Below are 13,932 nucleotides of genomic sequence, written 5' to 3'. Positions count from 1 at the left end.
GCCGCACCTTTTTCCTGCTCTAGACAAAACGGAAAACGCCGATGGCGTAGACCGCAGACAGAGCGAGAGCCCACCACAGGTTCGGGCCGACCAGCCCGAGCCATGCGAGATGAATGAAGGCGCTGCCGAGCAGCGAGATGAACAACCGGTCGCCGCGCGTGGTCTCGAAGCGCAAGATGCCGAAGCGGGGATTGCCGCCGGGCGAGAGATATTCCCAGAACCACATGCCGACGAGCAGCACGGCAATGGCGCCGAAAAACGCAGCCGTCTGCCAGGTCCAGGCCATCCAGGTAAAATCGGGCATCTTCGTCATGGTCAAACCCTCCCCAGCGCAAAGCCCTTGGCGATGTAATTACGCACGAACCAGATCACCAGCGCGCCGGGGATCAGTGTCAACACGCCGGCGGCGGCAAGCAGGCCCCAGTCCATGCCGGCGGCGGAAACGGTTCGCGTCATGGTCGCGGCAATCGGCTTGGCGTCCGTCGTCGTCAGCGTGCGGGCGATCAGAAGCTCGACCCACGAGAACATGAAGCTGAAGAAGCAGGCGACACCGATGCCGGAAGCGATGAGCGGCATGAAGATCTTCACGAAGAATTTCGGGAAGGAATAGCCGTCAATATAGGCGGTCTCGTCGATTTCCTTCGGCACACCGGACATGAAACCTTCGAGAATCCACACCGCCAGCGGCACGTTGAACAGGCAGTGCGCCAGCGCCACCGCGATATGTGTGTCGATCAGACCGAATGCCGAATAAAGCTGGAAGAAAGGCAGCGCGAAGACGGCGGGCGGCGCCATACGGTTTGTCAGCAGCCAGAAGAACAGGTGCTTGTCGCCCAGAAAACGGTAACGTGAGAAGGCATAAGCCGCTGGAAGCGCCGCCGCGACCGAAATCACCATATTCATCACGACGTAAGTAATCGAATTGATGTAACCCGAATACCAGGATGAATCCGTGAAGATCGTCCTGTAGTTCTGCAACGTTGGCTGGTGCGGATAAAGCGTCATGGACGACACGATTTCCGAATTCGTCTTGAAGCTCATATTGATGAGCCAGTAGATTGGCACGAGCAACAGCACGATATAGATCGTCGGCACCAGCCAGGAAAACCTGGACGGCCCATGGTGACGGCGTGACCTTGCCGTTGCGGCAAAACCAGGCCGTACCGAGGCAGCAACTGCCGCAGAACCAGTACCCATGCCATTACGTTCCACACCGGTCGTGACGTTCGAAGCACTCATGTCTCAAGTCTCCGCGTCGTGGCTGGTCATGACGGTGTAGAACACCCAGGACAGCAGCAGGATGATGAGGAAGTAGATCAGCGACATGGCTGCCGCAGGCCCGAGGTCAAACTGGCCGAGCGCGACCTTCACGAGATCGATGGACAGGAAGGTCGTGGAATTGCCGGGGCCGCCGCCGGTGACGACGAAAGGCTCGGTATAGATCATGAAACTGTCCATGAAGCGTAGCAGGAAGGCGATCAGCAGCACCCGCTTCATCTTCGGCAGCTGGATGTACCGGAACACCGCAAAACGTGACGCGCCATCGATCCTTGCCGCCTGATAATAGGCGTCCGGAATGGAGACAAGGCTGGCGTAGCACAACAGCACGACAAGGCTTGTCCAGTGCCACACATCCATGATGATGACCGTAATCCATGCGTCAACCGGATCGTTGACGTAGTTATAGTCAAGACCAAGCTGATTGGCGTAATAACCGAGCAGTCCGATATCGCTGCGGCCGAACACCTGCCAGATCGTGCCGACAACATTCCAAGGCACCAGCAGCGGCAGCGCCATCGTCACGAGGCAGACCGGCACGCCGATGCCGGATTTGGGCATCTTGAGCGCGATGAATATGCCGAGCGGAATTTCGATCGCCAATATGATGCCGGAAAACACCAGGTTGCGTCCGAGAGCGTTCCAGAAGCGATCGGAACTGAGGATTTCCTCGAACCATTGCGTTCCCGCCCAGAAGAACTGGTTATTGCCGAACGTATCCTGCACCGAATAGTTCACGACTGTCATCAGCGGAATGACGGCAGAAAAGGCGACCAGCACCAGCACCGGCAGCACCATGAACCACGCCTTGTTGTTCCAGCTCTTTTCCATGGTCAGGCTCCCATCTTCACGCGCCAGGAATCGGCAAAGACACCGATCGCGGCCGGATCGAAGCGAACACCCGCTTCCGCCGGAATTTCCTCGTCTTCCGCAACGACGATCGCGAGCTTCTGGCCGGCAAACCGGGCGCGCACGATCTTCTGCCGGCCGATATCCTCGACCTTGTCAACAGTGATGGGCATACCGCCCCGTTCCAGCCGGACGAATTCCGGGCGGATGCCGATCTCGATCCGCTGCTTTCCATCAACCTTCGGCGCACCTGCCAGCGGCACGCCGAGGCCGCCGACAACCGCCGTCGCCCCTTCGATGCTGGCGGGCAGCACGTTCATGCCCGGTGAGCCGATGAAATAACCGACGAAAGTGTGTCCCGGCCGTTCGAAAAGCTCGGCGGGCGTGCCGATCTGGACGATCTGCCCGTCATACATGACGACCACCTTGTCCGCGAAGGTCAAAGCCTCGGTCTGGTCATGGGTCACATAGACCATGGTGAAACCGGACTGGCGATGCAGGCGCTTCAGCTGCGAGCGCAGCACCCACTTCATATGCGGATCGATCACCGTCAGCGGTTCGTCGAAAAGAATGGCATTGACGTCGGAACGTACCAGGCCGCGCGCCAGCGAAATCTTCTGCTTCTGGTCTGCCGTCAATCCGCGCGCATGGCGTTTGGCCATGCCGGAAAGATCGGTCATTTCGAGAATTTCCCGCACCCGGCGGTCCACCTCGGCCTCCGGCACATGCCGGTTGCGCAGCGGAAAGGCGAGATTGTCGTAGACCGTCATCGTGTCGTAGACGACCGGGAACTGGAACACCTGCGCAATATTGCGGTCTTCGGTGGCAAAATCGGTCACGTCAGTTCCGTCAAAGGCGATGCGGCCTTCCGACGGACGCAGCAGGCCGGAAATGATGTTGAGCAGCGTGGTCTTGCCGCAGCCGGAAGGCCCAAGCAGCGCATAGGCGCCGCCGTCCTCCCATTCGTGATGAACTTCCTTCAGGGCATATTCGCCGGCAGCCTGCGCCTTGGCATTATAGGCGTGGCGGATATGATCGAGCGTGATGCGTGCCATGACCGATCTCCCTTACGCCGCTTCGCCGATGGCGCGGCCATTCGCGTCAAAGGCCATCAGGTGTTTTGTATCGAGAAAGAGCTCGATATCTCTGTCCGGTTCGATGTCGTGGATGCCATGCGCCAGCATGACCCAGCGCCTGCCGGAAAATTCCACATGCACGAAGCTCTCCGATCCGGCGATTTCCGAAATCAGCGTCCGCGCCCGGATGGATTGCCGCGCCTCACCCTTCGCATGCGGGAAAAGATGATGCGGCTGGAAAGCAATGGTCAAAGGTCCGTCCGGCACGGCCGCAAGATGCGCCGGCACCGTGACAACGGCCTGATTGGCACGGGTGAAAGCCCCACCCGTCTTGATGACCTCGATGGTGTTGAGAGGCGGGTCGGCGAAGATTTCCGCAGTCACGATATCCACCGGACGCCGGTAGACCTCGATCGTGCGGCTGAACTGCGTCACTCTGCCCTCGTTAAGCGTCGCGGTATTGCCGCCCAGCAGCAGCGCTTCTGACGGTTCGGTCGTGGCATAAACGAAGATCGCACCGGATTCCGCAAAAATGCGCGGCAGTTCCTCGCGCAATTCTTCGCGCAGCTTGTAATCGAGATTGGCCAGCGGCTCGTCGAGCAGCACCAGATTGGCGTTCTTGACGATGGCTCTTGCAAGCGCGGTGCGCTGCTGCTGGCCGCCGGAAAGATTGAGGGGCGTGCGGTCGAGATAGGGCGTCAGCTTCAGAAGCTCAGCGGCCTTCCTGACTTCCCTGTCGATGGTCGCCTGATCCTTGCCGGCAACCCGCATCGGCGAAGCGATATTTTCATAAACCGAGAGCGCCGGATAGTTGATGAACTGCTGATAGACCATGGCGACGTTACGCTTCTGCACCGGAAAGCCCGTCACATCCTCGCCATTAAAAAAGATCGAGCCGGCGCTCGGCTTGTCCAGCCCGGCCATCAGCCGCATCAGCGTCGTTTTGCCCGAAAGTGTCGGTCCAAGCAGGACGTTCAGGCTTCCGCGCTGCAACGTCAGATCGATCGGGTGAATATGATACTCACCGCCAACCATCTTCGAGACGTTTCGCAATTCAAGCATGGTGATCCAAAGCCTCCTCCGCTTTTCGATCGGATCGTCAGATTGCCTTCAAGCGTTCACCCGCAATGTCTTCGATATAATCCTCCAGCCCACGCACCTCTTCGGGGGTTAAAAACAGCCCCTGCTTGGTGCGGCGCCACAGAATATCCTCCGCCGTCAGCGCCCATTCCCTCGCCATCAGCCAGCGAACCTCAGCCTCGTAGAGCGTGCCGCCGAAAAACCGCCCCATCGCCGCCGTCTCAGTCGCATTGCCGATCAGCGCCGTCGCATCCGTTCCGTAGCAGCGCACAAGCCGCTTTGCATGACGCTCTTCGAGAAAGGGGTAACGTGAACGCAGCGCCGAAACTTCCGCGACGTAGGCTTCGGCACCGAAATCTCCGCCCGGCAAATGCGAGCCCGCCGTCCATGGCGCACCCTTTTCACCCAGCGCATCGCCGATTTTTTCAAGAGCATGTTCGGCAAGCCGCCGATAGGTGGTGAGCTTGCCGCCGAAAATATTGAGAAGCGGCGCTTCGCCTTCCGCCCCTTCGGTTTTCAGCACATAATCGCGGGTCGCTTCCTGCGCTTTTGACGCGCCGTCATCGAACAAGGGCCGCACGCCGGAATAGGTCCAGACGATATCCGCCGGCCCCACCGGTTCAGCGAAATATTCGCTCGCCGCATTGCAAAGATAGCTGATCTCCTCGTCGCTGATCTTAACAGCACGGGGGTCGGCGGTATAGTCGCGATCCGTCGTGCCGATCAGCGTAAAGTCCTGTTCGTAAGGGATGGCGAAGATAATGCGGCCATCAGGATTCTGGAAAAAATAGGCGCGCGGATCGGAAAACTTCTTGCGCACGATGATGTGGCTGCCCTGCACGAGGCGGACATTGTGGACATTGTTTTTGCCGAATGTCGAAGACAGCACCTTGTCCACCCAGGGGCCGGCGGCATTCACCAGCATGCGCGCCCGGTGGGTCTTAGCTTCTCCGGCGACATTTTTCGTTTCAATCCGCCAGAAGGCGCCTTCGCGCCGGGCCGAAACCACCTGCGTGCGATTGAGGATCAAAGCACCGCGATTAGCGGCATCGCGGGCATTCAGCACCACAAGACGGGCATCGTCCACCCAGCCATCCGAATATTCAAAGGCGCGGGCGAAAATCGGCTTCAGCGGCTTTCCGGCGGGATCACGGCGCAGATCAAGCGAGCGTGTGGCGGGCAAAAGCTTGCGGCCGCCGAGATGGTCGTAAAGAAATAACCCGAGACGCACTAGCCAGGCCGGGCGCACGCCACCCTTCTGGAACGGTAGTACGAAGCGCATCGGCCAGATGATGTGCGGCGCCATGGCCCACAGCACCTCACGCTCCATAAGCGCTTCGCGCACCAGACGAAATTCGTAATGTTCGAGATAACGCAAACCGCCATGGATGAGTTTGGTCGCGGCGGACGAGGTGCCGGAGGCAAAATCGTTCATTTCCGCAAGTGCGACGGAATAGCCCCTGCCGACCGCGTCACGCGCAATGCCGCAGCCATTGATGCCGCCGCCGATCACGAAAACATCGTGGATTGCCTCGTCAGACATGGACCCTCCCGCGCTTTCATCGACGCTCTCCTCATCGATATATTGAAAGCACAGCCATCTAATTCGAAGACAAAACGAATGTCAAACGAAATCCAAGAGCCCTTTAATCAGGCGTCGCGGCCCTCGGTTTCGATCAGTCGGACATCGTGATCAGCACAGATGGTACGGATGGAATCAACAGGACAATGATCGGTAATGAAGGTATGCACCTGCGAAAGATGACCGATACGCACGGGGGCCGTGCGCTCGAATTTAAGCGAATCCGACACCAGAATGACATGGCGCGCGTTGGAGATGATCGCCTGCGCCACCTTGACTTCACGGAAGTCAAAGTCGAGCAAAGCGCCATCCTCATCGATGGCCGACACGCCGATGACGGCAAAATCGACCTTGAACTGGCGGATGAAATCCACCGCCGCCTCGCCGACGATACCGCCATCGGAACCGCGCACGACACCCCCGGCAATCACCACTTCGATGCCGGGGAAAACCCTCAACCTGTTGGCAACATTGATGTTGTTGGTAATAACCATCAACTCGTGATGATCCGCGAGCGCTTCACCAACTGCCTCGGTCGTGGTGCCTATATTGATGAAAAGCGACGAGTTATTGGGGATGAGGGCCGCGGCAGCGGCGCCGATCGCCTGTTTTTCGGACGATGCGATGGCGCGGCGCGCCTCGTATTTGACGTTTTCATTGCCGCTTGGAAAGAGCGCGCCGCCGTGGATGCGGGTCAGCACCCGCGTATCGCAGAGATCGTTCAGATCCTTGCGGATCGTCTGGGGGGTCACCGAAAACCGCGCCGCCAGTTCATCGACCAGCACCCGGCCGTTCGCTTTCGCCAGCGCAACGATTTCATCCTGACGCGGTGTGAGCAGCATTTCACCCTCCCTCCTCTTTCAATTTTTTCGTTTTATTGAAGAGCGAACGAAAAACCAATGTCAAGGGAGGGTTTACGGTGAGAAGGATCGCCGGTTAGCGGAAACCATCAAAAATCTTGTTAGCCGGCTTTTTGAACAGGCCCAGCATCGGCTTCCTCGTTGCGGGTAACGGAAAATGCCGCGGAGGCGTTATGGAACGTATCACCGATGCCAATCAGCACAGGTTCGTTCACGCCCAGTCTCTCGACCGCGGCAGCCAGTTGCGCAAGCGAACCGCACCATCGTCGCTCATTGGCGCGGCTGACGGAAATCATCACCACCACGGGTGTCGATGCGGGCATTCCCTGGGCAAGCAGGCAGGACTGAATATCGCCGGCGGTTCGTCCGCCCATATAAAAGACAGTGGTGACGGAGGGGTTCGACAGGGACTGCCAGTCGATATTCTCCGGCAGCTTCCCCTGCCGGGAATGACCAGTGATGAAACGTACCGACTGGGCATGGTCGCGATGGGTCAAGGACACGCCTAGGCGCGAGGCCATGGCGCTTGCGGCAGTGATGCCGGGCACGACTTCGACCGGGATATTTTCGGCCTCCAGCGCGGCGATCTCCTCGCCGGCGCGCCCGAAAATCATCGGATCGCCGGATTTCAGCCGCACCACCCGTTTTCCGGCCTTGGCGAGGCGGATCATCATCTCGTTGATGTCTTCCTGCCTGCAGCTTTCCCGGCCACCACGTTTGCCAACCAGCATGCGCTTCGCCTCCCGCCGCGCCAGTTCCAGCACTTCGGCTGAAACAAGATCGTCGAACAGGATGACATCGGCCGCCTGCAAAGCGCGCACCGCTTTCAGAGTCAGCAGTTCGGCATCGCCCGGTCCGGCGCCTACAAGCGTCACCAGCCCGGCGCGCGAACCCACCCGACCGGCCTGCGTTCCGATATCCGCAAGCAGCCGTTCTTCGCTGCCTTCATCCAGCCTTTCGGTGAACGCCCGATCGACGAATTTTTCCCAGAAAGAGCGTCGCGCCGGACCCGGCACGAGTCGCAGATTGACGCGCTCGCGAATTGTCTGGGCAAGCGCGCCCCAGTCCTTGAGGGCCAGCGGCAGCAAGGTTTCGATGCGCCGGCGGATGGCCTGCGCCAGGATGGGTGCGGCGCCATCGGTGGAAATCGACACCACCACCGGCGAGCGATTGACGATGGAGCCGAACTGGAACTGGCAGAACTCCGGCTTGTCGATGACATTGACGGGAATGCCAGCCGCTCGTGCGGCATGGTAAAATCTTTCCGCCTCTTCATCGGTCTCGCAATCCGCCAGCGCTAGTTCCGCGCCCTTGAAAATATCCGCACCCCATGAACGGTCATGCCATATCAGCATCGGGCTTTTTGCGACGAGCGTCGCGAAGCTTTCCGAAAGCTCGCTTTCCTCACAATAAAGATGAAGTTCCGCCCCGCAGGCCAGCAGCAGTTCCGCCTTCCAGGCCGCCCCATCCGATCCGCCCGCCAAAACCACGCGCTTGCCCTCAAGTCCCCAGAAGACAGGCAACTTGGCGAGCTTCTCCATACGAGCCGGTTCATTCCGCTGCGGTTTTAAGGCATCCATCGATGATCCCCCTGATTTCAGCGCGGCAGGAGCCGCAATTGGTTCCGGCATTCAACGCCTTGCCGATGGCTTCGACACTGTGGCAGCCATCACGGATAGCGGCCGTGATCTGGTTCACCCCGACATTGAAGCAGGAGCAGACCGTCGCACCCGGATCAGCCCGGCCCGCACCGGGACGCCCGGCGACCAGCGCAAAGCGCATGCGCAAATCCTCGTGGCGCTCAGTAAGTTGCGAGATCGCCCAGTTGCGGGCAACGGCCACCGGTTCATTGGCAATGAACAGTGCCGCAAGCAGTGTTTCGCCGTCGAAAAAGGCGAGACGCATATCGCCCGTCTGCCGGTCGCTGTAACCCAGCGGCTCGATCCTGGCATCGATGCCGAAAACCTGTCGCGCCCAGAGCGTCCAGTCCTGCGGCTCTTCGGCAAAGGCAAGCTCCATGCGATAGCCGCCATCGGCTTTGGCGATGGCCCAGTAGGCGCAATCCGGCGCATCGGGCCGGGTGCGGGAAATGGCAAAACCATAGGCCTTCGCCGCAAAACGCCTTGCCTTCACCGCCACGTTTTTCGAAGCGGGCTGGCCGGAATGCGGATCCGTAACAGGTGCCACAACCATATCGATGCGCGCCCGCGAGGCAAACTGATCGTTCCAGTGCATCGGTACGAAGACCGAACCGCGCGCCTGCCTTTCGCTGACCAGCGCCCGCAGCAGAACCTTGCCATGCGGGCTCTCCAGCTCCACCAGATCGGCGCTTTCAATTCCCAGCGCCTGCGCATCGCGCGGGTGAAGTTCGGCGAAAGGTTCGGCAATATGGGCGGTGAGCCGCGCGCTTTTGCCGGTGCGGGTCATGGTATGCCATTGATCGCGGATGCGGCCGGTATTCAGTGTCAGCGGATAATCGGGCGATGTCCTGCCGGTTTTCGGCAAGGCGGTGGCGATGAATCGCGCCTTTCCATCGGCATGGTAAAAACGGCCGTCTGCGAAAAAGCGGGTAACGGCGGTCTCGCCAAGCCGGGCTTTCGGCCATTGAAAGGGCGGCATCGTTTCGTAGGAGAGCCGTTCGATCCCGCTAATATCGAAATCGCGGCTTCCGGCATTCTCGAAGCCGGAAAGCGCTGCATGTTCGGCGAAAATCTCCGATGCCTGGCCATAATCGAAGGCGGCGTCGAAACCCATGCGCCTGCCCACCTCCGCCATCTGCCACCAGTCGGCCCTTGCTTCGCCGGGCGCATCGAGGAAACCGCGCTGGCGGGAAATGCGCCGCTCTGAGTTGGTTACCGTGCCGTCCTTTTCTCCCCAGCCGAGCGATGGCAGAAGGATATCGGCGTGGCGGGCCGTGTCGGTACTGGCCATGACCTCGGAGACCACAACGAAAGGACAAGCCTTGATGGCCGCCTCGACGGCACCGGCATCCGGCATGGAAACCACCGGATTGGTCGCCATGATCCACAGCGCCTTGATGCGGCCGTCGGCCACCGCCCTGAACATATCCACCGCTTTGAGGCCGGGCTTTTGCGCAATGGCGGGTGAGGTCCAGAAGCGCTGCACGCGATCACGGTCGTCAGCATTTTCGATAACCATATGGGCGGCCAGCATATTGGCCAGTCCGCCGACCTCGCGTCCGCCCATGGCGTTCGGCTGCCCGGTCAGCGAAAACGGGCCCATACCCGGCCGGCCGATGCGGCCGGTGGCAAGGTGGCAATTGATGATGGCGTTGACCTTGTCCGTGCCGCTCTGCGACTGGTTGACGCCCTGGCTGTAACAGGTGACGGTTTTTTCCGTGCGTTCGAACAATTCGTAAAAGGAAATCAGTTCGGCGATTGTCAGGCCGGTGGTCTCGGCGATATCGGGCAGGCTGTATTCGGTTGCTGCCTGCATCGCAGCGCCAAAGCTGACCGTATGGTTTTCCACATAGCCGTGATCGATTGCAGAACTATCGGCAAGATGCGCCAGCAAGCCGACAAACAGCGCCACATCTCCATCCGGGCGGATGGCGAGATGCATATCGGCAATATCGGCACTCATCGTCCGGCGCGGATCGATGACGACGACCTTCATCTCCGGCCGCGCCGATTTTGCGGCGGCAAGGCGCTGATAGAGAACCGGGTGGCACCAGGCGAGATTGGAACCGGTGAGAATCACCAGATCGGCGAGCTCCATATCCTCATAGGTGCCGGGCACCGTGTCAGCCCCGAAAGCGCGGCGATGGCCGGCGACCGAAGACGACATGCAAAGTCTTGAATTCGTATCGATATTGGCCGAGCCGATGAAACCTTTCATCAGCTTGTTAGCGAGGTAATAATCCTCCGTCAGCAATTGGCCGGAGACGTAAAAGGCCACCGAATCCGGGCCATGCTCGGCTATGGCTTCAGAAAAGCGGGTGGCGACGAGATCAAGGGCTTCGTCCCACGTCGCCCGTCTGCCGTCAATTTCGGGATGGAGAAGGCGGCCATCGAGATCGATGGTTTCGGCCAGAGCCGAACCCTTGGAACACAGCCGGCCGAAATTGGCGGGGTGGTCCTGATCGCCTTTGACGGAAACGGCGCCATTGTCGTTGACGGTGGCGATGACACCGCAGCCGACGCCGCAATAGGGACAGGTGGTTTTTGTTTCAACGGGCATGGGTTTGCCCTCTCAGTGCGTGGCGCTTCCCCCCCTCTGTCCTGCCGGACATCTCCCTCTCAAGGGGGGAGGTCGACAAGCGTAAGGCTCCCCGCTCTATATCGACGGGCGGCGCGGCCAGCTGGGAACGGAAGCGCGTGCCGCAATTGATCTCCCCCCTTGAGAGGGAGATGTCCGGCAGGACAGAGGGGGGTAAAATCGCCGCCATCGCAATTCACTCCGCCGCAATCATCAGAGTTTCAAGCGCGATGGAAAGCCGGCCGTCGAGATTGCGGACGGGGATAGTCTTCACCTCACCCTCATCCGCCCCCAAGGCCTTGCCGGTTTCCAGCGAAATCACCCAATTGTGCAACGGACACGTCACCGAAGCCCCATGCACGATGCCCTGAGACAACGGTCCACCCTTATGCGGGCAATGATCCTCAATCGCGAAGACCTGATTTTCCGCCGTGCGGAATACGGCGATCTTGCCCATCGGCGTTTTCACGCAACGCGCACCACGCAGCGGGATGTCGGAGATGTCACCAATATCAATCCAGTTGCTGTCCATCGTTCTCACTCCGCCGCTTCACTGAAACCGATTGCCGCCATGGGCCTGAACTCATGCTTGTCGTGGCCGGATACACGTTCGGACCATGGATCAACCTGCGCGAATTTCTGGCTGAAGACGAAGCGGTCGAAATAGCCCTTGCGCTTTTCAGCATCGTCCATGATCTGGCGACGAACCTCGTCGTAGCCGATACGCTTGGCCCATTTGTAGATGCGCTCGAGGTAACGCGCCTGTTCGCGGTACATCTGGGTCAGCGCCACGATATGCTCCAGCGCCTCATCCTCGGTCCTCACGAGACCGAGCACTTCCGTGCCCTTGATATCGAGACCGGCGGCACCGGCGAAATGGATTTCAAAACCGGAATCGACGCAGATGACGCCGATATCCTTGCAGGTGGCCTCCGCACAGTTGCGCGGACAGCCCGAGACGGCGAGCTTAAGCTTGGCGGGTGTCCATGAGCCCCACATGAATTTTTCGATGCGGATGCCGAGACCGGTGGAATCCTGCGTGCCGAAACGGCACCATTGCTGGCCGACGCAGGTCTTCACTGTGCGCAGGCCTTTGGCATAGGCCTGACCGGAGATAAAACCGGCCTTGCCGAGATCGGCCCAGACCGCCGGCAAATCCTCCTTCTCGATACCGAGAAGATCGATGCGCTGGCCGCCGGTCACCTTCACCATCGGGATTTCGAACTTGTCGACCACATCCGCAATTGCCCGGAGCTCGGAGGAAGAGGTGACGCCGCCCCACATGCGCGGGACGACGGAATAGGTGCCGTCCTTCTGGATATTGGCGTGAACGCGCTCATTGATATAACGCGACTGATAATCGTCGGCATATTCATCCGGAAAGTCGCAGACGAGGTAATAATTGAGCGCCGGCCGGCACTTGGCGCAGCCGCAGGAGGTTTTCCATTCCAGCTCCTGCATCACGGCAGGAATGGTCTTCAGACCCTTGGCCTTGATCAGGCGGCGCACATCGTCATGGCCGAGATCGGTGCATTTGCACATGGGCTGCACGGCGGCGGGATTGTAGCTGTCGCCCAGCGTTATCGTCATCAACTGCTCGACAAGACCGGTGCAATTACCGCAGGAGGCGGACGCCTTGGTGTGGGCACGCACATCGTCCAGCGAGGTCAGCCCTTTGGAAGTTATAACCGAAGTGATCTTGCCCTTGCAGACGCCGTTGCAGCCGCAGATTTCCGCATCATCCGGCAAGGCTGCAACGGCCGCCATAGGGTCCAGCGGAGACCCTCCCTGATAGGCCTGGCCGAAGATAAGGGTTTCGCGCATGGTGGAGATATCGGTCGATTTCTTCATCAGGTCGAAGAACCACGACCCATCCGCCGTCTCGCCGTAAAGAACCGCGCCAATGATGCGGTTTTCCTTGAGAATGAGACGCTTGTAGACGCCGGCGGTGGCATCGCGCAGCACGATTTCCTCGCGGTCATCGCCTTCGGCGAAGTCGCCGGCGGAAAACAGGTTGATGCCTGTCACCTTCAGCTTCGTATTGGTGACAGAGCCGTGATATTCGGCCGAACCGCCGCAAAGCCGGTCAGCCAGCACGCGGGCCGATTCATAAAGCGGCGCAACGAGGCCATAGCACATGCCGCGATGCTCGGCGCATTCGCCGAGCGCGTAGATCGAGGCGTCCGACGTCATCATGCCGTCATCCACCACGATGCCGCGATTGACGGCGATGCCGGCTTCCTTGGCGAGACCCGAGGCCGGGCGGATACCGACCGCCATCACCACCATATCGCCCTTGATGATCCGGCCGTCCTCGAGCTCGATGCCCTCGACCTTGTCCTCACCGAGAATGCACTTGGTGTTGGCCTTGGTGATGATGTCGATGCCGCGCTCGTTCAGCGCCTTTTCTAAGAGATAGGCCGCTGCCGGATCGAGCTGACGCTCCATGATGGTCGGCATCAGATGGATGACGGTGACATCCATGCCCTGACGCTTCAGCCCGTAAGCCGCCTCCAGCCCGAGAAGACCCGCACCGATGACGATGGCGCGGCCTTTGCCTTCAGCGATTTCCAGCATCTTCGTCACATCGTCGAGATCGCGATAGGCGAGCACGCCGGGTAATTGATGACCGGGAACGGGAATGATGAAGGGCAGGGAACCGGTGGCGATCACCAGCCTGTCGTAAGAGGCCGTGATGCCGTTTTCGCTGGTCACGGTTTTCTTGTCACGGTCGATGCCGGTGACTTTCGCGCCCTTGTGCAGCGTCACATTATTAGCCGCATACCATTCGTCATTATGAATGACGATGTCCTCATAGCTCTTTTCGCCTGAGAGTACCGGCGAGAGCATGATGCGGTCGTAATTGACGCGCGGTTCGGCGTTGAAAATCGTGACGTCGTAAAGGCCGGGGGCGGTTTCGAACAGGTTCTCCAGCATGCGCCCCGGCGCCATGCCATTGCCGATGATGACGAGTTTTTGCGCCATAGTC

Annotated in this window: 11 protein-coding genes; all 11 read right to left on the bottom strand. The window is 59.7% G+C overall.

What is annotated here, in order from left to right:
- Nucleotides 1–19 precede the first annotated feature (19 nt).
- Nucleotides 20–313: a DUF2160 domain-containing protein gene (locus QRN60_RS25900; RefSeq protein ID WP_003505892.1), complete on the bottom strand. Its 294-nt coding sequence runs from the start codon at nt 311–313 to the stop codon at nt 20–22.
- Nucleotides 314–315: 2 nt separating this feature from the next.
- Entirely contained in the window at nt 316–1,239 is a 924-nt protein-coding gene (locus QRN60_RS25895) for a carbohydrate ABC transporter permease (protein WP_003505890.1), read from the bottom strand.
- 3 nt (nt 1,240–1,242) lie between these two features.
- Nucleotides 1,243–2,109: a carbohydrate ABC transporter permease gene (locus QRN60_RS25890; RefSeq protein WP_003505888.1), complete on the bottom strand. Its 867-nt coding sequence runs from the start codon at nt 2,107–2,109 to the stop codon at nt 1,243–1,245.
- A 2-nt stretch (nt 2,110–2,111) separates the two neighbouring features.
- A complete protein-coding gene (locus tag QRN60_RS25885; protein ID WP_003505886.1) occupies nt 2,112–3,182 on the bottom strand; it encodes an ABC transporter ATP-binding protein in 1,071 nt (356 codons plus the stop codon).
- Nucleotides 3,183–3,194: 12 nt separating this feature from the next.
- Complete coding sequence (locus tag QRN60_RS25880; RefSeq protein ID WP_060723061.1) at nt 3,195–4,265, bottom strand: ABC transporter ATP-binding protein; 1,071 nt, start codon at nt 4,263–4,265, stop codon at nt 3,195–3,197.
- Nucleotides 4,266–4,302: 37 nt separating this feature from the next.
- Nucleotides 4,303–5,826: a glycerol-3-phosphate dehydrogenase gene (locus QRN60_RS25875; protein ID WP_099086289.1), complete on the bottom strand. Its 1,524-nt coding sequence runs from the start codon at nt 5,824–5,826 to the stop codon at nt 4,303–4,305.
- Between the two features lie 107 nt (nt 5,827–5,933).
- Entirely contained in the window at nt 5,934–6,707 is a 774-nt protein-coding gene (locus QRN60_RS25870) for a DeoR/GlpR family DNA-binding transcription regulator (RefSeq protein WP_003505873.1), read from the bottom strand.
- A gap of 119 nt (nt 6,708–6,826) precedes the next feature.
- Nucleotides 6,827–8,305, bottom strand: a complete 1,479-nt coding sequence (gene cysG / locus QRN60_RS25865; RefSeq protein ID WP_020812586.1) for a siroheme synthase CysG — start codon at nt 8,303–8,305, stop codon at nt 6,827–6,829.
- Complete coding sequence (locus tag QRN60_RS25860) at nt 8,277–10,925, bottom strand: nitrate reductase (RefSeq protein ID WP_129565461.1); 2,649 nt, start codon at nt 10,923–10,925, stop codon at nt 8,277–8,279. Before QRN60_RS25860 ends, cysG begins: the two co-directional genes overlap by 29 nt.
- Nucleotides 10,926–11,139: 214 nt before the next feature.
- Entirely contained in the window at nt 11,140–11,475 is a 336-nt protein-coding gene (gene nirD / locus QRN60_RS25855; protein WP_003505867.1) for a nitrite reductase small subunit NirD, read from the bottom strand.
- A gap of 5 nt (nt 11,476–11,480) precedes the next feature.
- Nucleotides 11,481–13,928, bottom strand: a complete 2,448-nt coding sequence (nirB, locus tag QRN60_RS25850) for a nitrite reductase large subunit NirB (RefSeq protein ID WP_020812588.1) — start codon at nt 13,926–13,928, stop codon at nt 11,481–11,483.
- Nucleotides 13,929–13,932: the final 4 nt, after the last annotated feature.

Source organism: Agrobacterium sp. CFBP2214, assembly GCF_030209895.1.
GTDB classification, from domain to species: domain Bacteria; phylum Pseudomonadota; class Alphaproteobacteria; order Rhizobiales; family Rhizobiaceae; genus Agrobacterium; species Agrobacterium radiobacter.
Note: the sequence above shows the minus strand (reverse complement) of the source record. Positions and strands in the feature narration are given on the sequence as shown.

Bases quoted from the DNA above. Each gene is read 5' to 3' on its own strand.
- nirD (WP_003505867.1), bottom strand. From the start codon at position 11,475: ATGGACAGCAACTGGATTGATATTGGTGACATCTCCGACATCCCGCTG.
- QRN60_RS25860 (WP_129565461.1), bottom strand. From the start codon at position 10,925: ATGCCCGTTGAAACAAAAACCACCTGTCCCTATTGCGGCGTCGGCTGC.
- cysG (WP_020812586.1), bottom strand. From the start codon at position 8,305: ATGGATGCCTTAAAACCGCAGCGGAATGAACCGGCTCGTATGGAGAAG.
- QRN60_RS25890 (WP_003505888.1), bottom strand. From the start codon at position 2,109: ATGGAAAAGAGCTGGAACAACAAGGCGTGGTTCATGGTGCTGCCGGTG.
- QRN60_RS25875 (WP_099086289.1), bottom strand. From the start codon at position 5,826: ATGTCTGACGAGGCAATCCACGATGTTTTCGTGATCGGCGGCGGCATC.
- QRN60_RS25870 (WP_003505873.1), bottom strand. From the start codon at position 6,707: ATGCTGCTCACACCGCGTCAGGATGAAATCGTTGCGCTGGCGAAAGCG.
- QRN60_RS25885 (WP_003505886.1), bottom strand. From the start codon at position 3,182: ATGGCACGCATCACGCTCGATCATATCCGCCACGCCTATAATGCCAAG.
- QRN60_RS25895 (WP_003505890.1), bottom strand. From the start codon at position 1,239: ATGAGTGCTTCGAACGTCACGACCGGTGTGGAACGTAATGGCATGGGT.
- QRN60_RS25900 (WP_003505892.1), bottom strand. From the start codon at position 313: ATGACGAAGATGCCCGATTTTACCTGGATGGCCTGGACCTGGCAGACG.
- QRN60_RS25880 (WP_060723061.1), bottom strand. From the start codon at position 4,265: ATGCTTGAATTGCGAAACGTCTCGAAGATGGTTGGCGGTGAGTATCAT.
- nirB (WP_020812588.1), bottom strand. From the start codon at position 13,928: ATGGCGCAAAAACTCGTCATCATCGGCAATGGCATGGCGCCGGGGCGC.